Origin of the sequence: Pseudomonas sp. LJDD11, assembly GCF_024584215.1 — a bacterium.
In the GTDB taxonomy this organism is placed as follows: domain Bacteria; phylum Pseudomonadota; class Gammaproteobacteria; order Pseudomonadales; family Pseudomonadaceae; genus Aquipseudomonas.
The window spans coordinates 41967-65107 of the sequence record NZ_JANJFL010000026.1 but is presented as its reverse complement, the minus strand read 5'-3'; the positions used below and the strand labels follow the sequence as shown (position 1 = coordinate 65107).

Here is a 23141-nt window from a genome sequence, read left to right as displayed (position 1 = left end):
CCGCTTGGTAGGGTTTCAACTTTGGCGCCTTGAACGGGTAACAGCAGATGCATGCCACAGATCAGCTATTGAGCCTGCACCTCAAGAATCCGCAGTACGACCTGCAAGTGCTTTCGTTTAGCGGCGAAGAAGCCATCAGCATGCCCTATCGATTCAATATCGAAGCGGTCAGCGAAGACCCGCAACTGGATCTGGACGCATTGCTGCATCAGATGGTCTTTCTGGCTTTCAACAGCCAGGGCGCAGGCATTCACGGCCAGATCCAGCGGGTCGAGCAAGGCATCAGCGGCATGCGCCTGACACATTACAGACTGACTCTGGTGCCTCGTCTGAGCTATCTGCAATACCGTATCAACCACCGCATCTTCCAGGCCCGCTCAGTTCAACAAATCATTGAGCAGATCCTCAAAGAGCATGGGCTGTTCAGCGATACCTGCCAATTCCGGCTCACCATGAAATACAAGCCTCGCGAATATTGCGTGCAATATGGCGAAAGCGATCTGCAATTCATCCAGCGCCTGTGCGCGGAAGAAGGCCTGCACTACCACTTCGAGCACAGCAGGGACATGCACATTCTGGTGTTCGCCGACCACCAGACGATGTTTCGCAAACTGGGTTTCGAGCTGCGCTACCAACCGGTCGCAGGCCTGCAAGCCGAAACGCAGGTGGTCCGGCGTCTGGGTGTGCGCCTGGAAGCACGCACCGCCCGCACCACACGCCGTGACTATGACTTCCGCAAAGCCGGCCGGCGTCTGGAATATCAGGCAGGTCCCGACCCGCAGATCATCCAGCCGAATCTGGAAGACTATCGCTGGCCAGGGCGCTTCACGGGTGAAGAACGCGGCAAACCCTTGACCCAGCGGGCGCTGGAAAGCCGCCGGGCAGACTACCGTCAGGCAGATGGCGAGAGTGACCATCCCGGCCTGGTCAGCGGGCATTTCGTAGCACTCACCGATCACCCCCGCACGGAGTGGAACGATACCTGGCTACTGACCCGACTTGAACATCAGGGCTACCAGCCGCAGGTACTTGAAGAAGCCGCACGCAAAGTCGACGGTATGGTAGAAGGCTATCGAAACCGTTTTACGGCCACACCATCGGACACGTTCTTTCGTCCACCGCTGCCCCACAGCCGACCCAAAATTGCCGGCAGCCAGACTGCCCGGGTAACAGGCCCTGACAACCATGATGTTCATTGTGATGAATACGGGCGAATCAAGGTGCAGTTCCATTGGGACCGGAACGACCAAGCGGGCGAGTTCAGCAGTTGCTGGCTGCGAGTAGCCTCCAGTTGGGCTGGCGATACATTTGGCGCAACGGTCCTCCCTCGGGTCGGCATGGAAGTGCTGGTGAGCTTTCTCGAAGGCGACCCGGACCACCCCATTGTCAGTGGCTGCCTGCCCAACAACCTCAACAGGCCGCCCTACCCATTGCCCGAGCGCAAGACCCGTAGCGTGCTGCGCAGCCACAGCACACCGCACAACGGCGGTTTCAGCGAGCTACATATCGAAGACCTGGCCGGCCAGGAACTGATCTACCTGCGCGCCCAGCGTGACATGGAACAGAAGATCAACCACGACAGCCGCCTCGAGGTGGGCAACGACCGGCAGGAAACCATCAAAGGTAACAGCATCAGCGTGCTGGAAGGTGAAGAACAGCGCACGGTCAACGCCGACCGCAAGACACAAATCAAAGCCGACGATTATCTGCAGGCTGACCAGAACCGCCATGTTCGGGTCGGCCAGATTCTGACAGTTGAGGCTGGCCAGCAGGTGCATATCAAATCCGGCGCGCACCTGATTATCGACGGTGGCGCCAGCATCACCCTCAAGGCCGGCGGCCAGCACTTGCTACTCGGCGCTGGCGGTATTTTCAGTAGCAGCCCAATCCTGCCCGGCGGCGTCCCGCTACCCGGCGCACCGGCGTTAGCGGCGCAGCCCGCACCGCTGACAGCACTGCAAAACCTGACCCTCAATGTACAGAAACAGGCATTGCGCAGCGCTGCAGGCAAGGCTGCTCCTGTATGTGCTGTGTGCCACAAACTCAAGGAGCGCAATGCATGAGGCGTTCCTACCTGCTTCTGGACAGCGCGCAGATCGACGGTCTGGATCAACACTTATTACAGGTTGGCGAGTTCATGGCATGCCATCCGCTGTACCTGAACACAGCCTATGCCGAGCTGGCCGACTGCGGTCCGCTACTGGTTCCCGTAGTCGCTGGCAGCAAGCTTGCAGACCTGTTCCACACGCAGTGGCGCTCGCGAGCGGGAATCTGGCTGGAAACCGAGGCCAGCGAAACCGAGCTGCTGGATCACCTGCGCAGCCTGGTGCATGTCAAGCTCGACGGCGACGTGACAGTTTTATTCCGCTATTACGACCCACGTATTACCCGCCTGTGGCTGGCAGACCTGCAAACGTTCGAACGAGACCGTCTCATGGGCCCCGTGCAATTGATCCGCCTGCCCGACGATGACAACAACGAACTGCTGATCAACCGCAGCGAAACTGCAGCAGACAGCCAGCGTTACCAGCCAAAACCCTGGCTGCACCTGAGTGCAGAACAGCTCGATGTCCTTGGCCAGGTGCAACGCCAGCAGTTCGATCAACACTTGATTGAGCATTGCCGCCGCTACTTCCCCTTCGCTTTGGCCGGCATGGACACCACCGCGCATCGTGCATGGGCAAAGGCATGCAGGCTCAGTGCCGCTCGCCATGGCTATGGCACGGATGACCAGGTCACTCGCTGGGTCAGCCTCTATGCCCATCTAGGCCCTGATTTTCCTGCGGCACCTGCGCACCAGGCATACCGCCAGATCCTTGAAGCACCCAGCTCCAGCCCCCAGCAACGCCTGGATGCGCTGCTTGAAGAATTGACCCTGCAACTGACCCGCACGGCGCAAGCAAAGACATGACCGACAAATCCTCTTCATCCGCACTGCTGAACCTGAGCCAGGCCGAACGGGCTGCCGGGCAACGCCCTCGTCAGGATATAGACAGCCTGGTTGCTACCTGCCCGGCCAGCCAGGGCAAGCTCTTCGTCGTACCGACACGTTACGCCCTGGCGGAGTACCCGGCCGACCATGCCAGTTGCCAGCCCGGTGTCGAGCCGCAGAGCCACCCCATGGCGGTACGCCGGCTACGCGAAGGTTTTCTCTACCTGTGGCAAAGCCCCGGCCCGCTGCAACGCTTTGCAATCTGCCCGCAAGGCATGCTCGAACCGCAACCGCTGACCGATGATGACACCATCACCCTTAACGGCAGCCTTACGGGACTTGCGCTGGACAAACATTCGCCTGCCTGGCTGATGTATGCCGAGTACCCGCTCAATGCCCGGAGTTGCGAAGCACTGAATGACCCCGGCACCCGCCAGAAACGCATGCGTCGGCTGGATTTACCACAGGTTGCCAACCACTTGAGCGCCGCCCATTGCCCACCACTGGAGGCAGCAGAACAGGTCATTGCCGAACTCATGCCGCAAACCTACCACTGGGGCGTGGTCAGTGATCACCAGCTCAATGGTGATGCCGAGTACAAGAAGGCAGAACAGCTCAAGGAACAGATGTTTGCCAACCCGACCGCTGAGACCAGCAAGGCTTGGACGGATGCCATGTATTGGGTCGGCGAGCGTGACCGCATCGCCTCCAAGCACGCTGACGCACCTCAGGGCCGCCCCGCTCCAGGCCAGTGGAGCGCCGCAGCATGGCAGCCTCTGCACACCCGAAAATGGCTGGACAGCGCACGACAAGAAGCCGCTGAGTGCTGGGCAGTGTTTGCCTGTCTGGATGATGACTTGGGTGTGTTGCGTGATATTGATCGGGACCAGAGTCAGTTCGAAGACGCCCACCAACAGTGGGTCAGCGACAACCAGATTCGTCTGACCGTGGGTGGATTCATCCGCAGCCTGATGACAGAGGATGGGGCGGAGCTGGCGGATCGGATCAATTATCGTTTTAAGGAGGAGAAGCTAAAAATAACCCCGGAACAAGGAAATACGCTCTTAAAAATCCATGAGCGTCTGGATCCTCTTCGCTTCGAAGAATCACGACTCGCAAACGCCAGTGCTGTATTGATCACCCCGGAAGGCAAGCAGAAACTCGCCAGCCTCAAGGAAGAAATCAGCCTGTTAAAAAAACCAGTGAACAATTTCATCCCTGTAAAGCTACAAAAAGATGTGGAAATAGAGACTCGTGTTTATAGACAACATAAGAGTCACAATCAAAGATCAGGCAAATTCAGTGGCAAGATAGGAGAATATATTGACCTGAGCACAATGAATAACTGGCTGGACGTGACCGCCCCCGACCACTACAAAAGTGTCGATTTGAGGCATAAACAACTCTATGCAGATAGAGAGGTATTTCTTTTGCGTCACGAGAGCGGTACCTGGTTCGTCGACTTTGACGACGAAGCAAGTCGTGACTGGCTGACAGGACTAGCACGGGATTGCCTAACATCGCAATGCCTAACTTTGTTTGGAGCTGAACAATATGCTCATTATGTTCGCAGCCAAGACAAGGGGGCATTACGCCAACTGCTCTTCTCTTGGAGCCCGAGCCTTGAAGCTGCGCTTCACAACGAAACGCGTTTAGGGGAGATTATGGCCGCGCTGAGCGGTGAAAACCTTAACAATACAAAAGATGCATTGTCAAAAGCGCTAGGACCCGCAGCAAATAAGACACTCAATTACATGCAAAAGGTCACAAACAACAGCCTGTGGATTTTAATGATCAATCGACTCTCCCCAGCGATCCTGATGCTCCAAGGAAAAGCAGAACGACTAAGTGAGAGCTGGGTAGGCCTGATGACATTCTTACATATCAACGCAAAGGCCAGGCTCAAATGGACACAAGGAAAAAGTTTCAAAGTACTCGAAATTTTTGGCCCGGGAACGGATGACTTGAAACAGTGGACAAAAACCACTGCCAACGCTATCGCCAAAGGCAAGATCGCTGACATCGTAAACAACAAAGCAGTACAAAATGCCGGAGGTCTCACACCTCTAATTATACTGATGCTTAACATATTTAATACCGAGCGCTACTTAAGCCAGGCTGGCCCACTGGAAAACATGGACAAACGGCGAACCTATGAAACCATTTCAGCGACATTTTACACAGCAGCAGCATTGACAGCCGTCATAGAGAACGTCGCACGCCAAGGATATGGGGTCAATCAATTTGGCAAATCCCCAAGCCCTATATTAACCAGACCTTTGTTTGGCGCACTCATCAGTAGCTTATCAGCTGTAGCAGCATTCACTGAGTTCAAATCCCTGTCAATTCAGATTGAAGAAAGCCAGAACTCAATTGATCCCTGGCTGGAGCTGAGAAAAACAGTCACCGGAGCACAGACTATTACTTACACTGCTCAAGCGCTTATTGGAGCTAACTTTACCTATGCCGTTGTGTCAGGTGCCATGCCAATAGGTGCAGCCATCAAGGGCTTCTCAATAATGATAGCTCCTTTGATACTAATCACGGCAGTTCTGGGCGTTATCTATCTGGCAGCGTGGTTTTTTCAACAGACCCCATTGCAAAACTTTCTCCACCATAGTTTCTGGTCTATCCAGCGGGCAAAAAATTTGTCCCCACCAGACCAAAAAGCACAGCAAGAAGAGCTAAGCAAGCTACTAATTCTACTTTACACACCTAGAATCATCATCAAGGTCGTTGCCAGATCTATTCACAGCGGTGGTCGACTGGGAGGCAGAATAGAAAAATTTATAGAGTCTTTATGCATTGATCTTCCTGGCGCCACACCTGCCGCCGCAGAACTAGAAATATCACTGATAGGCAATCCCCTAGATCAAAACACATGGATAGATCTGATTGATGATCCTGAAAGCAGCTCTCGAAATAAGACTTACGATCTTGGAAAATATTGGCTAGCAAATACGCAGTGCGCTTGGATACCACACCGAGAAGGTCAAGGACTGCGTTTGAAAGGAGACTTCAAATATGGCCTAGGCAAATTTGCCTCGCTACCAAGCCAATTATCAATATGCGTCAAATACAAACCCCCTATAGCTGGACTATTAGGTATCGATCAATTTATTGGTGGGGGAAGCGGACTACTTTACAGCATCACATCCGACGATGGGATTATACAACTACGAGATGGAGAAGCACCAAGACTCAACACTGCTCAGACACACACCCTGAGCGCGGAGCAGTTTTCAAAATTGCTAAACACACCACCCAACTCATAATCCACGCCTACAGTTAAAAACATGTCCTCACTCCCAACACACAACTATCTATCTCCACTTCCCTTACCAACAACAGAACCCCCACATGACGACCTCGGAGTAGCCTTGCGAAAAAACGAAGTCTTTATGGACATCAGCAACTACAGCATCGGAACAACAGTCTCGACCCTATGGGCAATCTTTATACCCCCCGCAACAGCGTCTTATATCCTGAACGACATTGACATCCTCCTTTTGGGGCTAGCAATAGTCATTGTGCCGCTAATATTATTAACACACACGTTGCTCCAACCCATATCTTTTCCTGTCAGGTTCAATCGCCAACGCCGTGAAGTCTCAGTACTCAAGCGCAACGGTAAATATTGGCTCACACCTTGGGAGCAGATCACCGCAGCCACGGCCCAGGCCAGTGCTATTACTCAAGGAGGAAAAATAACATACGGCTTATTACTAATAGAACTAAAAAACCCGGACCCCAGTTCACGACCGGGCAACCAGCAACACTTATTAAGCTTCAATTGTGGTGCAAAAGAGACAGCGACAGCGCTGTGGGAGTATATCCGCACCTACATGGAATCAGGTCCCGATGCGGTCCATGAGCCCTCAAGAAAATTCACTCGCACCAAAGGCATCTTCGCCAGCTACCTGAATGACCTGAAAGAAGCCGCCAAGCGCAAAGGCTGGTTCCTCACCCTGCTCTGGGATGGTTTTTTTGGCCTGTTCGTCTTCAACGTGCTGCTGGCCGATTATCTGGAGCGCAAGAAGCTTTATCCCCTCCCCGACCTCGACCACCCCGATATCATCGAATGGTCAAAGCCCCTGCCGCCGGAGCAGTGGGCCAGGCCTTCCGCCGAGTTTCAGGCCGCATTGGCCGAGTACGAGGCGCGCCGGGTCCCATGACCCGGCGGGCAATCAGCAGTCACTGACGCATGCCGCGTCCGCTGACCAGCAGGCGGATGCAGAACAGGTAAAGCACTGCGGTCGCACCGACCATGAACGCCATGGCGATGCTGATGCTGATGTCGGACACGCCGAGGATGCCGTAGCGGAAGGCGTTGACCATGTGCAGGACCGGGTTGGCCAACGAGACGGTCTGCCAGAACGGTGGCAGCAGGCTGATGGAGTAGAACACGCCGCCCAGATAGGTCAGCGGAGTCAGCACGAAGGTCGGGATGATCGAGATGTCGTCGAAGTTGCGGGCAAAGACGGCGTTGACCATGCCCAGTAGCGAGAAAATGGTCGCGGTCAGCAGCACCACCACGACGGTCACGCCCAGGTGATGGACCTGCAGGTCAGTGAAGAACATCGACAGCAGGGTCACGATCAGGCCGACCATCAGACCGCGCAGTACCCCGCCCAGTACGTAGCCAACGAGGATGGTGTGCGGGGAGACCGGCGAGACCATCAGTTCTTCGATCGAGTGCTGGAATTTGGCGCCGAAGAAGCTCGACACCACGTTGCCGTAGGAGTTGGTGATGATCGACATCATGATCAGCCCCGGCACGATGTACTGCATGTAGCTGAAGCCGCCCATGTCGCCGATCTGGCGGCCGATCAGGTTACCGAAGATCACGAAGTACAGAACCATGGTGATCGCTGGCGGCAGCAGGGTCTGCGGCCAGATACGCATGAAGCGCCGCACTTCGCGGTAGACGATGGTGTTCAGGGCAACCAGATTGGGGCGCAATTCGCTGTTCTGGGTACTCATTATTGGGCCACCTTGGCCAGGTTCTTCTCCACCAGGGACACAAATAACTCCTCAAGGCGATTGGCTTTGTTGCGCAGGCTCAGCACTTCAATGCCTTGCAGGGCCAGTTGGCTGAACAGCGCGGTGATGCCGATATTCTTGTCGACCTGCACTTCCAGGGTATGACTGTCGATCAGCTTGCTGGCAAACCCCGGTAGTTGCGGCGCAGCGCTGTACGACTGCTTGAGGTCGAGCACGAAGGTTTCAACGGTCAGGGTGTTGAGCAATTGCTTCATCCCCATGTTCTGCACGATCTCACCGTGGTCGATGATGCCGATGTTGCGGCACAGTTGCTCGGCCTCTTCCAGATAGTGCGTGGTAAGGATGATGGTGATGCCTTTCTGGTTCAATTCGGTCAGAAAGGTCCACATCGAGCGACGCAGCTCGATGTCCACGCCTGCGGTCGGCTCGTCGAGAATCAGCAGGCGCGGCTCGTGGATCAGCGCCCGGGCAATCATCAACCGACGCTTCATACCGCCAGACAACGAGCGCGAAGGCACGTCACGCTTATCCCACAGGCCCAACTGAGTCAGGTACTGCTCGGCGCGTTCCTTGGCGATACGGGCCGGGATGCCGTAGTAACCGGCCTGGGTGACGACGATGTCGAAGGTCTTTTCAAACTGGTTGAAGTTGAATTCCTGCGGCACGACACCAATCGAACGCTTGAGCGCAGCCGGTTCGCGGTCCAGGTCGTGGCCGAAGATATTCACGCTGCCGCTGGTCTTGTTGACCAGGGTCGACAGGATGCCGATGGTGGTGGATTTGCCGGCGCCGTTGGGGCCAAGCAAGGCGAAAAAGTCACCTTCGGCGACGTCCAGATCAATGCCCTTTAGGGCCTGGAAGCCGTTGCCGTAGGTCTTTGTGAGCTGTCGAATGGACAGAGCAGAACTCATGGCGGAAAACGTACCCATCAGGAAGAAAGTTTCTGGTTATGAACGAGCGCACGAGGCGCTCGAATAGATGCTGCAATGGTGCTAGGACAGACCGCTCAAGTACAGACACATTCATTAATAATAAATATCGAGCCGGGACACGATCGTCTGCCGGCAGTTTTAACGCCATTCAGGTCAATGGCGTCATGACCGCCTTGCGATAAGCCGCACGCGTCTTGAGCCGCTCGTACCAGGCCTGCAAATGGGGCAGCTCAGGGCGCTCAATGGGCATCTCGAACCAGCCGTAGGCAAAGCTGCCCAGCGGAATATCGCCCATTCCAAAAGCATCACCGGACAGGTAAGGCTGATCGGCCAGCACGGCATCAGGGATTGCCAGCAGGCCATGCAGCGTCTGGATACTTTGGTTGATGAAGTCCCAATCCTGCTTTTGCGGCGCAGTGCGCACAACGCCCCAAAACACCGGTTTAAAGGCTTCGGCCAGCGTCGAGGTGGTCCAGTCCATCCATTTGTCAGCCTGCGCGCGCACTTGCGGATCAGCCGGATACAGCCCTGACGCTGCGCCGTAACGCGCGGCCAGATAGCGCACGATGGCGTTGGATTCCCAGAGCACGAAGTCGCCGTCTTCAATCATCGGCACCCGGCCGTTGGGGTTCTTTGCCCGGTACTCTGGCTCGTCGACCAGGCCAAAGGCACCGCCAGCGTCCTGGCTCAGGTACGGCACTCCGACTTCTTCTGCAATCCACAGTGCCTTGCGGACGTTGCTGGAATTCTTGCGTCCCCAGATCTTGAGCATTTGCTTACCTCCTGTGATGACCGCCATTCGTCGCTGACCAGTCTACCCTGTAACGGTCGCAACTTACTGGCTCATGCAGGGTCACTAACCATGTTATGAACACGGCCCGACCGTCGCCGTCACGGAGGATTATTTATGCTGTTGTTGTGGATCGCAGGATTGCTGGTAGGCAGCGCCTGGCTGGCGCACCGCCGCGTTACCCCTATCGCAATATTGGGTGTAATCGCCCTTTATCTGCTGGCCATGGGCATCTGGAGCCACGCGCCGGGCTGGTTGCTGGGCATTTTCTGGCTGGCATGGCTGGCCGTGCTGCTGCCATTGGTGCTGCCAGAGCTGCGCCGCAAACACTTCAGTGCGCCGATGTTCAAATGGTTCAAGAAAGTGTTGCCGCCGATGTCCGACACCGAGCGCGATGCCATCGACGCCGGTACTGTGTGGTGGGATGGCGAGCTGTTCAGCGGTCGTCCGGACTGGAACACCCTGCTCGCCTACCCGCCAGCGACCCTGACCGAAGAAGAGCAGGCGTTCATCGATGGCCCGACCGAAGAACTCTGCGCGCTGGTCAGCGACTGGCAGATCGGCCAGGACATGGACTTGCCACCAGAGGCCTGGGCGCACATCAAAGCGCATGGCTTCTTTGCCCTGATCATTCCCAAGCAGTATGGCGGCAAGGGCTTCTCTGCCTACGCGCACTCGCAAGTCGCAATGAAGCTGGCGACCCGCAGTGGCGACCTGGCCTCCACCGTGATGGTGCCCAACTCGCTCGGCCCGGCAGAATTGCTGCTGCATTACGGCACCGAAGAACAGCGTAACCATTACCTGCCCCGCTTGGCCCGTGGCGACGACATTCCCTGCTTTGCCCTCACCGGCCCACTGGCAGGCTCCGACGCCGGGGCAATGCCCGACACCGGGATCATCTGTAAAGGCCAGTGGCAGGGTCAGGAAGTCATCGGCCTGCGCCTGAACTGGGAAAAACGCTACATCACCCTCGGCCCGGTGGCGACCTTGCTGGGCCTGGCGTTCAAAGCCTACGACCCTGATCATCTGCTCGGCGAGCAGACCGAGCTAGGCATCAGCCTGGCGCTGATCCCCACCGATACCCCCGGTGTCGAGATCGGCCGCCGTCACCTGCCGCTGGGCGCCGCCTTCATGAACGGGCCGAACAGCGGCAAGGATGTATTTGTGCCGCTGGATTACCTGATCGGTGGCCAGCAAATGCTTGGCAAGGGCTGGATGATGCTGATGAACTGCCTGTCGGTGGGCCGCTCCATCTCGTTGCCAGCGGTAGGCACCGGCGCGGCCAAGTACACCAGCCTGGTCACTGGCCAGTACGCGCAGGTACGCGAGCAGTTCAACGTTCCACTGTCAGCCTTCGAAGGTATCCAAGAAGCGTTGGCACGGATCGGCGGCAATGCCTGGCTGATGGACAGCGCACGGATCCTGACGGCCAATGCTGTGGATCTGGGCGAAAAACCTTCGGTACTGTCGGCGATCCTCAAATACCACCTGACCGAACGCGGCCGTGAATGCATCAGCCACGCCATGGATGTGCATGGCGGTAAAGGCATCGTCATGGGTCCGAACAACTACCTGGCGCGCAACTGGCAGACCGCACCGATCTTCATCACCGTCGAAGGCGCGAACATTCTCTCGCGCAACCTGATGATCTTCGGTCAGGGAGCGATCCGCTGCCACCCGTTCGTACTCAAGGAAATGGCCCTGGCCAGCCGTGAAGATCATGACCGGGCACTGTACGAGTTCGATGACCTGCTGATGCGCCATATCGGTTTTGCGGTGGGCAACGCCGCCAGCACCCTGATACTCAATCTGGGCTTGGGACGCTTTGACAAACGTCCCGGCGACAGTCTCAGCCAAGGCTATTTCCGCGCGCTGGACCGTCAGGCCGCCGCCTTTGCCCTGCTGGCTGACCTGAGCATGATGCTGCTCGGCGGCGAGCTGAAACGCCGCGAGCGCCTGTCGGCGCGCCTGGGCGATGTGCTCAGCCATCTTTACCTGGGGTCGGCAGCGCTCAAGCGCTACCACGATCTTGACTCGCCTGATTATCTGCGCCCGCTGTTGCAGTGGGCCATGGAAGAAAGCCTCGGCGAGTCCGAGCGGGCGCTCGATCAGTTGCTGCGCAATTTCCCCAACCGCTTGCTGGGCTGTGCGTTGCGGGCGGTGGTATTTCCGTTCGGTCGCCGTCACAAAGGCCCTGACGACGCTCTCGATGCCCGAGTCGCGCAACTGCTGGGCCGCAGCAAAGGTGATCCGGCCCTGGAGCAACTGCTGGCTGGTTGCTACCGCCCGCAAGCGCAGGAGGATGCCGTCGGTGCGCTCAACCATGCTCACCAGCAGGTTCAAGGCAGTCAGGCGATACGTCGCAAACTGCAACTGGCGGTCAAATCGGGGCAGGTCCAGGTGCACGGTGACGAGTCGCTGATTGACGCCGCGGTACGCGCCGCAGTGCTGCAGAGCGCAGAAGCGCACAGCCTGGACCAAGCCGAGCAGGCGCGGCGCAAAGTGATCGACGTCGACGACTTCAGCAAAGAGCAGTTGGCGCCTGCCCCTGACAAGGTCAGATAACCAATCCCACAGCGGGCGCGATGAGGCTTATACTCTCGCGCCTTTTTTACATCCGAGGAATTCATCATGGCCGACGCCATTCTCAACCATCATCTGGCTCTGCTGACCCACCTGCGCAGCATTCTGGTTGCCTTGGGCGAGGCCGAGCAGGTGGAAGAAGCCAACCACGCGCTGTTCATGGAGCGCTTCGACGAGTTGATCGAGCAACTGCCGCAAGACCCGCTGCAAAGCCAGTATCTGGGCCAGGACCTGATGTGCCAGGTGATTCAACGTTACCCGCAGATCGCCCACCTGGTGCCTCGCGACCTGCTGTGGTTCTTCGGCGGCGACTGCCTGCACTTCATGCCAGATGAAGAGATCGACCTCTATCAGGCCCTGGAGGAGCGTCGCTTTGAAGCCGAAGAAAATGACGAACCCTTCGACTGGGCTCAAGAAAAGCAGCTGCTGTCGCTGAACACCCAAGGGCCGTCGCACTGATTGCAGGAGTGGCCGGGCGGTGCTCCGCTTTAGCCGCGCAGGCAGCGCCATGGTTTTTGGGGCAAAGAAAAAGGGGTCGTGATCGACCCCTTTTGTTTGCCTGAAGAATCAGTCCAGGCTCGACAACAAGTCTCTGGCCATCTGCTGATGCGCCTCGTCGCCGTATTCAACCACCTGTTCCAGCAGCCGCCGCGCGCCGTCAACGTCACCTTCATCGATCATCAACTGAGCCTGATTGACTTGAGTCAGCGGCTCTTCGTCCAGTTCCATCAGGTCGAATTCCATGCCGTCGTCGTCGGCAAAGCTGTCGAGAAATGCATCGTCCAGCGCGTCATTGCCGACGGGCTCGACCAGTTCGATGGGTTGGATGTTCTGCTCATCCAGCCCGGAAAACCCCTCCAGCCCGTCCAGCAGATCAAAGCCCGACAGCGACTGATCGACACCGGAGGGCGCGATGATCTCGATAGAATCATCTGCACCATAATCCAGGTCCAGGGAATCACCCGCCTCAAGAGGTTGCGCGGACTCGACAGACGCCCCCCGAAACGGCTCGTCATCGAGTTCGAAAACTTCCGGCAATTCGGTAAGGTTGGATGCAAAGTGCGGATCCAGCGGTGCAGCCTCGGGCACCTCGGCCTTGCCATGGTGCGCTGGTTTGTCAAACGGATCGACCAGATCCCAGTCAGCGTCCATGGACAAATCATCCAGGTTCAGCTGGAACTCATCGTCGTGCTCCGGATTGAGCGCAGCGGCTGCAGTTTCGTCCAGTTGTGCCGGGGCCTCGGGCTTCGGCTGCGCGGGTTCAGCAACTGCCGGTCCGACCATCGCGGTAACCGCAGCAGCCGCCGCTGCGGCGCCCACGGCCACCCCTGTGGCGGCAACGGCGGGTGACGGTTTGAGCTGCGGGTAACGATCACGTATTCCCTGGATCTGTTCACGACTCAGGCCATGTTCCAATGCTGCCTGCTCTTGCTGCTCGAATCCCGCAATGTCGCCCTGCTCGCCAAGCAGCTCAAGAATACGTTCGCGAACATCTGCTCGCTCAGGTTGCTTGCTCAGGGCATCACGCAAGATAGCCAAGGCTTCATTAAAACGTCCGTAAGCGATGTAGATGCTCACACCATCCAATGCATCTGGCGCCGCCCCGGAAAGACGCTGGCTGCTCGTTACCTTGTTCAACGACGCGCCATTACTGGCGCTCTGCACAGGCGCGGCAGCCGGAGGCGCGACGACAGGAACTTCGTAGACGGGCAGCGCCACCGCTTGAGCCGGCTTGATCAGCCGCTCGTCACTGACGGCTGGCTCAACATGCTCAGGCGTCGACACGCTCTGGCGACGTTGGCGCAGCCGCAAACCGAGGATCAACAGCAGCAACGCTGCAACCACACCGAGTAACACCGGCAGGCTGAACAGAGGATTGTCGGTGCTGGCCTGTTCAGCTGCGGGCGCAGCGGCTGGCGCAACCACAGCAGCAGGTGCAGCCGGGTTACCGGCAATCGCTCGTGTGCTCACGTCCGGAGCCTGAGCGGCGTCACGCATTTCGGCCAGCCGGGCCTGCAAGACAGTGACGGCCTTGTCGCGCTCGAACACCTGTTCCTGCAACGCGCGATTGAGGCTCTTCAAGTCTTCGAGCTGTTGGTTTTCAATGGCATCGGCAGCCAGTTGCGCCGCTTTCTGGGCATCCGCCACAGCAGGCACTGCAACGGCGTCAGCGGCTGACGGTTCGACTGCAGGCGGTTTGGGAACTACCGCAGCGTCTGGTAACAGCAGGTTTTGCCCGGCCCGCAGGGCACTGCCCGCGCCAGTTGGAAATGCCTGCGGGTTGAGCGCCTGGATGCCGTCTGCCAGTTGCGCCGCCGAACCGTTGCTGCCGGGGCCCTGCAACCGGCGAGCGATGCTGTTGAGCGTGTCGCCGTCGGTAACGATGTAATGCTTGCCCTGCACCGCCATGGGCGGCGCCTTGGGCATGCGCGAATCCTGCACGCTTGTTTCCTGAAGCGGCTTGCGGTTACGCGTCGCCGCCAGGCCCTCAGGGGTGTTGGCCGGATCGAGCAACAAGGTGTATTCGTGCAGCAGGTCACCGTTGGGTCTGGACAACTGCACGACAAAGCTCAGGTAGGGTTCTACCACAGCCTTGTTCGACGAGACCTGTATATAGCCACTATTGCCGCGGATGACCGGCGTAAAGCGCAGGTCATTGAGGAAGAAGACCCGTTCTATACCCGCTTTGGTGAATGCGTCGGGTGAAGCAAGCTTGACAACGATGTCTTCAGGGTCGAGGCCAGCGGTCTCAATCAACTGAATCTCGGCGTTCAACGGCTGGTTGAGCGCCGAGTGCAAACGGATCTCGCCCATCCCCAATGCTGCGGCCATACCCGACCAGCCAAGCGAGCAAAGCGCTACCCACATCGCCAACCCGTGGCGACGTCCGCCCGCTTTCAGGGCAACTTTTACGCCGCGCTCCACTCTTTTCAGCATGCGACCCCTTATGGAAACCGTTCCTGGTTTCCCGCATTGAATTGTGCCCAAGTATGAGCGAGAACCCGCTGCCACGCTTCAGGTTCTTTCCAGGTTTTCCAGTATGCGCGCATGCACCCGCATGCAAAGTTGCAGTTCTGTTTCATCGACACCGGTGAGCAACTCGGCGCGCAGGGTATTGGCGATGGATTCGATCTGCGCGATCAGCGGCGCGGCGCTGTCGCAGAGCAGGATCTTCTTCGCCCGACGGTCTTCGACAACCGCCTGGCGGCGAACCAGGCCCTGGGTTTCAAGGCTGTCGAGCAGGCGGGCCAGGGTCGGCCCTTCGACGCCGACGCTTTGCGCCAGCTCACGCTGGGTCGGCGCCTCATCATTGAAGCGAGCCAGATGCAGCAGCACCAGCCAGCGGGCCTGGGACAAGCCCAGCCCCGCCAGACGCCGGTCCAGCTCGGCGCGCCAGCCACGGGTCATCTGGGCCAGTTGCATCCCGAAGCGGTGTTCATCAGTCAAAGGCATAACAAACTCATGGTTAATCTAATTATTAGCCAGCTAAGCATGGCCTCTGGCCGCGATCAAGCGCAGCGCCGAGACCTTTCGTCGCAACCTGTTACGCCTCGAACTCCGACTGCAGGGCGGCACGCACGCAATACAACACCCCTTCAGGGACCCGACCGCTGAATTGCGCGGCCACATCGCTGACCGCCGGCAGCTCGCCCTCGCCGTCGAGAAACGCGTCCTGGATTTCTTCTTGCAGTTCGGCTTGCAGATCAAGCGCCTGCTCAAGCGACAGTTGCTGGCCGGCAATGGCTTCAGCCAGCAGGCTGTAGACATTCTTTTCCGAGCATTGCAACTGCCCGGCGATCTGAATCGGGGTCATGCCGGCACGGGCCAGACTGATCAGTTCGTGGCGCAGGTCGGCCACCACCTTGGGCGCCTCGGCCTGACCACTGAGCACTTCAAGGAAGGCTTCGCCGTAACGCTCCAGCTTGCGCGCGCCCACGCCACTGACCCTGGCCATCTCGGCCATGGAGCGTGGCTGACCCCGGAGCATTTCCAGCAGGGTCGAGTCCGGAAAGATAACGTACGGCGGCACCCCATGCTCTTGCGCCAGGCGTCGGCGCAGGGCACGCAGCGCGTCCCACTGTTCGCGCTCTTCACCACGCACCAGTTGGCTGGCCGGGCTACCGCTGCCGCCGCTACTGCGGCTGGTACTGGTCTGGGCCTTGAGATCGCGGCGCAGTTCTAGGCTGACCTCACCGCGCAGCAAGGGCCGGCAACTGTCGGTCAGGCGCAGCCCGCCGTAACCTTCCAGGTCGATATCGGCCAGGCCACGGGCGACCAGTTGCCGGAACAAGGTGCGCCACTCACCTTCCGAGCGGCTTTTGCCAACCCCGAACACCGCCAGATGCTGATGACCGAAGTTCTGCACCTTGTCGGTAGACTTGCCGAGCAAGACGTCCACCAGATGGCCCACCCCGTAGCGCTGGCCGGTCCGGTAGATCGCCGACAGCGCCTGGCGGGCAGGCTCGGTGGCATCCCAGGTCTGCACCCCGTCGACGCAATTGTCACAGTGCCCACAGGGTTGTGGCAGCTCTTCGTCGAAGTAGGCCAGCAGTGCCTGGCGTCGGCAGCGAGTTTCTTCACACAATGCCAGCATGGCATCGAGCTTGTGCTGCTCCAGGCGCTTGTGCCGCTCGTCGCCCTCAGAGTTTTGCAGCATTTGCTTGAGCATCAGCACATCCTGCAGGCCGTAGGCCATCCAGGCGTCAGCGGGCAAACCGTCACGCCCTGCGCGGCCGGTCTCCTGATAATAAGCTTCCAGCGACTTGGGCAGGTCCAGGTGCGCGACAAAGCGCACGTTGGGCTTGTCGATGCCCATGCCAAACGCCACGGTGGCGACCATGATCAGGCCTTCCTCGTTAAGGAAGCGCCGCTGGTTGCTGGCCCGGGTCTCGGCGGGCAGGCCGGCGTGGTAAGGCAGCGCCGGGTAGCCGCTGTTGCTGAGAAACTCGGCCACTTCCTCAACCTTTTTGCGCGACAGGCAATAAACAATACCGGCATCACTGCGCCGCTCGGACAGGAACGCGAGCAACTGCTTGCGCGGCTGCTCTTTGGGCACGATGCGATAAAAGATGTTGGGCCGGTCGAAGCTCGACAAAAAGCGCTCGGCATTTTGCAAATGCAGACGGGTGACGATCTCTTCGCGGGTCCGCTTGTCGGCTGTAGCCGTCAGGGCGATGCGCGGCACATCGGGAAACAGCTCGGCCAGTTGACCCAGTTGCAGGTATTCGGGACGGAAATCATGCCCCCATTGCGATACACAGTGCGCTTCATCAATAGCGAACAGCGCAATATTGAGGTTCTGCAGGAACGACAACATACGCGGCTGAACCAGCCGCTCGGGCGCCAGGTAAAGCATTTTGAGCTGGCCCTGGCGCATGCGCGCGGCCAGTTCACGCTGCTGCTCGGCGCTCAGGGTCGAGTTCAGCGCGGCGGCCGACACCCCCAGTTCATCGAGGGTCGCAACCTGGTCGTCCATCAACGCGATCAGCGGCGACACCACCACGCAAAGGCCGTCGCGCAACAGGCCGGGCACCTGGAAGCACAGCGATTTGCCGCCGCCGGTGGGCATTAACACCAAAGCATCGCCGCCGCTGGCCACGCGCTCGATAATCGCACCCTGGCGCCCCCGGAAGCTGTCGTAGCCGAAGATGTCCTTGAGAATGCGTTGAGCCTGTTCGAGCATAAAAACCCCGGGTTGTGCTGCTACAGCAGGCCGCGTCGGTCGAGCCGCGCGGCTACAAACGCGGCAGTATACCCGAGCGCCCTACTCAGCGGAGGCTCTGTACATCAGCTGTCAATATTGCCCGGCAGTGCTCACGCTGCTGGCGCCCAGGCCGTTGAGAGCCTAGAATTTGGCATCGTTTATTTCCAAGGTAGTCCGTCAATGTCCTTCGCTGAGCAACTTACCCGCCTGCAAGTCTTCCTTGATGCAGATGATCTGCACGATGAAGCACTGGACTACGTGGCCGCCCATGGCTACCTGACCGCCCTGTCAATCTGCTCGGAGCAGGTGCCTGAGCGCGAGTGGATCGAAGCACTGTTCGCTGAGCCACCGCACTACGCCAGCGACGCGCAGCGCGAAGAAATCGAAACCACTCTGGTCTTGTTGCAAGCGCATATTGCCCGCCAATTGGCCTCGGACGAAGAGTTCGAACTGCCTTGCGACCTGGACCTGGGCGACGACCCGGACGACTCGGAACTGCGCGGCTGGTGCATCGGCTTCATGGAAGGCGTGTTCCTGCGCGAGAACGCCTGGTTCGAAAGCGCCGAGGAAGAAGTCAGTGAAATGCTGCTGCCGATCATGGTCGGTTCGGGCCTGTTCGACGAACAACCGGAATTCGCCGACATCGCCCAGGACGCCGGCCTGATGGACGACATGATTGTCCAGATCCCTGAAGCCCTGACAGCCCTGTTCCTGCTGTGCCAGGCACCGGAAGAAAAACCGGCAATCCTCAAGCCTCGCCACCACTGAGTTGGTCACCCCGTCATCGCGCACCCGCTCACACGGGCTGGTGCGCTATGCACTGCTGGCGATCGGCTGGCTGAGTGTCCTGCTCGGAATCATCGGCATCTTCCTGCCGGTGCTGCCCACCACTCCCTTCCTGTTGCTGGCCGCGGCGTGTTTCGCGCGCAGTTCGCCGCGATTTTACCGCTGGCTGGTCGAACACCCGCGCCTGGGCCCGTGGATCCGGGACTATCTGGAAGGTCATGGCATTCCGCTCAAAGCCAAGGTCTACGCCATCGGCGTGATGTGGTTCAGCATCGGGGTGTCGTGCTGGTTCGTGCCGCTGACCTGGGTGCGCGTGCTGTTGCTGCTCTGCGCGGTGCTGGTCAGCCTGTGGATTGCACGGCAAAAGACACTGCCGCCACGGCGCTAGCGCCAGGCTTGATGCTTGCAAAACCGCTATAAGCCTTATGCAAAAAACGTCTGACCTTCGCGCAAAGTTGTTCTTAGCTGTTGTTACGCCGCTGTAACGCCCAAGGCCGTTGCAGCGCGTGGACATCACCATTGATCAAGGACAACCCCATGCGTGACCTCCCTCCCCTGTACAGCGCCATCCTGCGCGCCCTGGCCGAAGCGTTGGCTGCCAACCTGCCGAACCGCAGCCCCGAGCGGCACGATGCTGCGCCAACGCTCAGAGACTGCACCCCCGCGCAGCACGCCAGCGATCAGCGGCCTGCGTAACTATTTTTTCTTGCTGTCGCGGGCAAATGCCGCTTCCAGCGCTTCGTTGAGGGTACGCAGCACCTTGACCCGCGCCCAGCGCTTGTCGTTGGCCTCCACCAACGTCCACGGCGCAATCGAGGTGCTGGTGCGGTCAACCATGTCACCGACTGCGCGGCGATATTGCGGCCATTTTTCGCGGTTGCGCCAATCGTCTTCGGTGATTTTGTGGCGTTTGAACGGGATCTCTTCCCTGGCCTGAAAACGCTCCAGCTGGGTCTGCTCGTCGATCGCCAGCCAGAACTTGACCACCACCACCCCGGCGTCGGTCAACTGCTCTTCGAAGTCGTTGATCTCGCCGTAGGCGCGTAACCAGTCGGTCTCGCTGCAGAAGCCCTCGACTCGCTCGACCAGCACCCGGCCATACCAAGAGCGATCAAACACGGTGAACTTGCCGCGTGCCGGGATCTGCCGCCAGAAACGCCACAAGTACGGCTGGGCGCGTTCGTCTTCGGTCGGCGCGGCAATCGGCACGATGTGGTACTGGCGCGGGTCCAGCGCCGCCGCCACGCGGCGGATCGCGCCGCCCTTGCCGGCCGCATCGTTGCCTTCGAACACGGCCACCAGCGCATGGCGTTTCATGCGTTTGTCACGCATGTTGCGAGACAGACGCGCCTGCTGGGTGATCAACAGATGCTCGTACTCATCCTTGTCCAGTTGCTGGTTCAAATCGAGGCTGTCGAGCAGGGTCAGTTCATCGTCATGGGTGCCGCGCGGTCCGACCGCCAGCGCCTGGGGTTCGACTGGCGGGGTGTTCAGCGCCGCCTGCATGCCTTCGAGCAGTAAACGACCAACGGTCAGGCTGCGATAGTTGGCATCGGCGCCTTCGATCACATGCCAAGGCGCATATTCACGGCTGCTGCGGCGCAGCACCCGCTCGCCGAAGCGCACAAATTTGTCGTAGGTCTTGGACTGCTGCCAGTCCAGCGGGCTGATGCGCCAGCTGTGCAGCGGATCGTCGCGCAGGCTTTTGAGGCGTTGTTTCATCTGTTTACGCGACAGATGGAACCAGAATTTGAAGATGATCGCGCCTTCATCGCTGAGCATCTTTTCCAGCCGCTCAGCGCCGCTGATCGCCTGGTCCAGTTGCGCGTCCTTGAGCAGGCCATGCACCCGGTCCTGAAGCATCTGGCTGTACCAGTTGCCAAAGAAAATGCCCATCCGGCCCTTGGCCGGCAATTGTCGCCAGTAGCGCCAGGCCGGGGGATGATCGAGTTCTTCGTCGGTCTTCTGGTCGAAGGTGCGCACCTCGATGAAGCGTGGGTCCATCCACTCGTTGAGCAATTTAACCGTCTCGCCCTTGCCGGCGCCCTCGATGCCATTGATCAGCACAATGATCTGCCGCCCGGCCTGCTCATGCAACTCGTACTGGGCTTCAAGCAATGCCTCGCGCAACGCGGGCACCTGCTCGTCGTACGCCTGCTTGTCGATGGCATGGCCGATTTCAGCGGATTCGAACATCCTGGAACTCCCTTTACGAATCTTCGTTGATAGCGCTTTGCCCATTAAGACCATCAATTCGCCCGATGGGTCAATCCGTTCAGCCTGCGACCGGGTAAAATGCCGCCTCGTCCACCGCAGAGCCCGCCATGACCGCCCCCTTCCAGAACGCCCAGCTCAGCTGGGACGAAAACGGCAACCCACGCTCCAACGCCTTCGATGACGTGTATTTCGCCACCGATGCGGGCCTGGAAGAGACCCGACATGTGTTTCTGATCCAGAACGACCTGCGCGCCCGCTTTACGGCCTTGCCGGCGGACGGGCGGCTGGTCATCGGCGAAACCGGATTCGGCACCGGGCTGAACTTCTTCTGCGCCTGGCAGTTGTTCAACGAGTGTGCACCGGTCGGCGCACGCCTGCATTTTGTCAGTGTCGAGAAGTACCCCCTCAGCCATGCCGACCTGCAACGCGCCCTGGCGCTGTGGCCGGAACTGGCTGCGCAAGCCGGGCAATTACTGCACCAGTACCGAGCCATTCATCCAGGCTTTCAGCGGCTGCTGTTCGACGACGGGCGTATTACCCTGACCCTGCTGATTGGCGATGCGCAGCAGATGCTGGAACAACTGGACGGGCGCATCGACGCCTGGTTTCTCGATGGTTTTGCCCCGGCTAAAAACCCTCAGATGTGGAACGAGCAGCTGTTTGCGCAACTGGCGCGGCTGTCGGCGCCCGGCACCACGCTGGGCACTTTCACCAGCACCGGCTGGGTACGCCGGGCGTTGGGGGCGGCCGGTTTCAAGATCAAGCGCGTGCCGGGCATCGGCCATAAATGGGAAGTCATTCGCGGCGCCTTTATCGGTTGGCCCGACGAAGCCGAGGCGCCCCCTGCGGTCAAACCCTGGTTCGCCCGCCCACCGCGGCCTGCCGGTGAACGCAAAGCCCTGGTGATCGGCGGCGGCCTGGCCGGTTGCAGCACGGCACGCAGCCTGGCCGTGCGTGGCTGGCAGGTCAGCCTGCTGGAGCGTCATGAACAGTTGGCCAGCGAAGCCTCGGGCAACCCGCAGGGCGTGCTGTACCTGAAGCTTTCAGCCCATGGCACGGCGCTGTCGCAACTGATCCTCAGCGGCTTCGGCCATACCCGGCGCCTGCTGGAGCGTTTGCAGCGTGGCAGCGACTGGGACGACTGCGGTGTGCTGCAACTGGCGTTCGATGACAAAGAGGCGCAGCGCCAGGCAAAACTGGCCGAAGCCTTCCCGGCCAGCCTGTTGCACGTGCTGGACCAGCACGCCGCCGAACAACAGGCCGGGGTGAGCCTGCCCGGCGGCGGGCTGTTCTACCCCGAGGGCGGCTGGGTGCATCCGCCGGCGCTGTGTCAGCAACAGGTCGAACACCCGAATATCACGGTTCTGACCCACCACCAGGCGCTGGATCTGCGCCACGAAGATGGCCTGTGGCAGGCTTGGGCCGATGACCGGTTACTGGCCAGCGCTGCGGTGGTGGTTCTTGCCAATGCCGCCGATGTGCAGCGCTTTAGCCAGAGTGCCGAGCTGCCGCTCAAACGGATTCGCGGGCAGATCACTCGCCTGCCGGCGACCGCCGCCAGCCAGGCGCTCGCGACTGTGGTCTGCGCCGAAGGGTACGTGGCGCCGGCGCGTGGCGGCGAACATACCCTGGGCGCAAGCTTTGACTTTCATAACCAGGACTTGAGCCCGACCCTGGCCGAACATCAGAGCAACCTGCAATTGCTGGAGGACATCTCGCCGGACCTCAGCCAGCGCCTGCATGGCGCCGGTCTGGACGGCGCGCAATTGCAAGGCCGGGCAGCCTTTCGCTGCACCAGCCCCGATTATCTGCCTATCGTCGGCCCGCTGGCTGACGGGCAGGCGTTCGCCCACACTTATGCGGCGCTGAGCAAAGACGCCCGCCAAGTCCCGCCACTGGCCTGTCCATGGCTCGACGGCCTGTACGTCAACAGCGGCCATGGTTCACGAGGGTTGATCACCACACCGTTGAGCGCCGAATTGCTCGCGGCCTGGCTGGAAGACGAACCGTTGCCGCTGCCGCGCAGTGTGGCCGAGGCCTGCCACCCCAATCGCTTCGCGCTGCGCAGCCTGATTCGTGGGGGCAAAAGCTAGATTCGGCGGGTTTTTGTAACAGGCATTTGCACAGGCGGCTTTGACCTGAGCGGCGATAAGCCCTACGGTGGTTACCTGCACACGCTGAAAAACGGAGACT

The 23141-nt window shown here is 59.4% G+C and carries 17 protein-coding genes; 10 read left to right on the top strand and 7 right to left on the bottom strand.

Annotated elements, in window-relative coordinates:
* Nucleotides 1-47: 47 nt before the first annotated feature.
* From tssI to NRB16_RS23670, 4 genes are all read left to right on the top strand, one after another.
* Nucleotides 48-2063 (top strand): type VI secretion system tip protein VgrG, encoded by a 2016-nt coding sequence (tssI, locus tag NRB16_RS23685; protein WP_257107067.1) that lies wholly within the window; start codon nt 48-50, stop codon nt 2061-2063.
* Nucleotides 2060-2911 carry a DUF4123 domain-containing protein gene (locus tag NRB16_RS23680; protein ID WP_257107066.1) on the top strand — a complete coding sequence of 284 codons (852 nt, stop codon included), beginning with the start codon at nt 2060-2062 and terminating at the stop codon, nt 2909-2911. Before tssI ends, NRB16_RS23680 begins: the two co-directional genes overlap by 4 nt.
* Entirely contained in the window at nt 2908-6207 is a 3300-nt protein-coding gene (locus NRB16_RS23675; RefSeq protein ID WP_257107065.1) for a toxin VasX, read from the top strand. The genes NRB16_RS23680 and NRB16_RS23675 overlap by 4 nt, the downstream gene beginning before the upstream one ends.
* Before the next feature lie 126 nt (nt 6208-6333).
* Complete coding sequence (locus tag NRB16_RS23670) at nt 6334-7107, top strand: DUF6708 domain-containing protein (RefSeq protein ID WP_373568500.1); 774 nt, start codon at nt 6334-6336, stop codon at nt 7105-7107.
* Between the two features lie 19 nt (nt 7108-7126).
* Here the strand turns inward: NRB16_RS23670 and NRB16_RS23665 are convergent, their stop codons facing one another.
* The 3 genes from NRB16_RS23665 to NRB16_RS23655 form a co-directional block, all read right to left on the bottom strand.
* Complete coding sequence (locus NRB16_RS23665) at nt 7127-7915, bottom strand: ABC transporter permease (RefSeq protein ID WP_045481157.1); 789 nt, start codon at nt 7913-7915, stop codon at nt 7127-7129.
* The gene (locus tag NRB16_RS23660) at nt 7915-8847 is read right to left on the bottom strand and encodes an ABC transporter ATP-binding protein (protein WP_045481161.1); all 933 of its coding nucleotides are present in this window, start codon (nt 8845-8847) and stop codon (nt 7915-7917) included. The genes NRB16_RS23665 and NRB16_RS23660 overlap by 1 nt, the downstream gene beginning before the upstream one ends.
* A gap of 169 nt (nt 8848-9016) precedes the next feature.
* Entirely contained in the window at nt 9017-9640 is a 624-nt protein-coding gene (locus tag NRB16_RS23655) for a glutathione S-transferase (protein WP_045481164.1), read from the bottom strand.
* Between the two features lie 135 nt (nt 9641-9775).
* Between NRB16_RS23655 and NRB16_RS23650 the strand changes: the two genes are divergently transcribed.
* Together NRB16_RS23650 and NRB16_RS23645 are read left to right on the top strand one after the other, a co-directional pair.
* Entirely contained in the window at nt 9776-12223 is a 2448-nt protein-coding gene (locus NRB16_RS23650; RefSeq protein WP_257107063.1) for an acyl-CoA dehydrogenase, read from the top strand.
* 66 nt (nt 12224-12289) lie between these two features.
* Nucleotides 12290-12700: a PA2817 family protein gene (locus NRB16_RS23645; RefSeq protein WP_045481171.1), complete on the top strand. Its 411-nt coding sequence runs from the start codon at nt 12290-12292 to the stop codon at nt 12698-12700.
* Nucleotides 12701-12808: 108 nt separating this feature from the next.
* On the opposite strand, the gene NRB16_RS23640 is transcribed toward NRB16_RS23645, so the two are convergent.
* The 3 genes from NRB16_RS23640 to recQ form a co-directional block, all read right to left on the bottom strand.
* On the bottom strand, nt 12809-15109 hold the full coding sequence (locus tag NRB16_RS23640; RefSeq protein WP_257107076.1) for a FimV/HubP family polar landmark protein: 2301 nt from the start codon (nt 15107-15109) through the stop codon (nt 12809-12811).
* Between the two features lie 147 nt (nt 15110-15256).
* Entirely contained in the window at nt 15257-15694 is a 438-nt protein-coding gene (locus tag NRB16_RS23635; RefSeq protein ID WP_045481173.1) for a MarR family transcriptional regulator, read from the bottom strand.
* Between the two features lie 91 nt (nt 15695-15785).
* Nucleotides 15786-17924: a DNA helicase RecQ gene (gene recQ, locus NRB16_RS23630; protein ID WP_045481175.1), complete on the bottom strand. Its 2139-nt coding sequence runs from the start codon at nt 17922-17924 to the stop codon at nt 15786-15788.
* 201 nt (nt 17925-18125) lie between these two features.
* On the opposite strand from recQ, the gene NRB16_RS23625 reads away from it, so the two are divergent.
* From NRB16_RS23625 to NRB16_RS23615, 3 genes are all read left to right on the top strand, one after another.
* Entirely contained in the window at nt 18126-18713 is a 588-nt protein-coding gene (locus NRB16_RS23625; RefSeq protein WP_045481178.1) for a YecA family protein, read from the top strand.
* A gap of 1 nt (nt 18714) precedes the next feature.
* Nucleotides 18715-19119 carry a YbaN family protein gene (locus tag NRB16_RS23620; protein WP_257107062.1) on the top strand — a complete coding sequence of 135 codons (405 nt, stop codon included), beginning with the start codon at nt 18715-18717 and terminating at the stop codon, nt 19117-19119.
* Between the two features lie 149 nt (nt 19120-19268).
* Nucleotides 19269-19427 carry a hypothetical protein gene (locus NRB16_RS23615; protein ID WP_158497577.1) on the top strand — a complete coding sequence of 53 codons (159 nt, stop codon included), beginning with the start codon at nt 19269-19271 and terminating at the stop codon, nt 19425-19427.
* On the opposite strand, the gene pap is transcribed toward NRB16_RS23615, so the two are convergent.
* The gene (gene pap, locus NRB16_RS23610) at nt 19428-20927 is read right to left on the bottom strand and encodes a polyphosphate:AMP phosphotransferase (protein ID WP_045481184.1); all 1500 of its coding nucleotides are present in this window, start codon (nt 20925-20927) and stop codon (nt 19428-19430) included.
* Nucleotides 20928-21055: 128 nt separating this feature from the next.
* Between pap and mnmC the strand changes: the two genes are divergently transcribed.
* On the top strand, nt 21056-23041 hold the full coding sequence (gene mnmC, locus NRB16_RS23605) for a bifunctional tRNA (5-methylaminomethyl-2-thiouridine)(34)-methyltransferase MnmD/FAD-dependent 5-carboxymethylaminomethyl-2-thiouridine(34) oxidoreductase MnmC (RefSeq protein WP_257107061.1): 1986 nt from the start codon (nt 21056-21058) through the stop codon (nt 23039-23041).
* Nucleotides 23042-23141 lie beyond the last annotated feature (100 nt).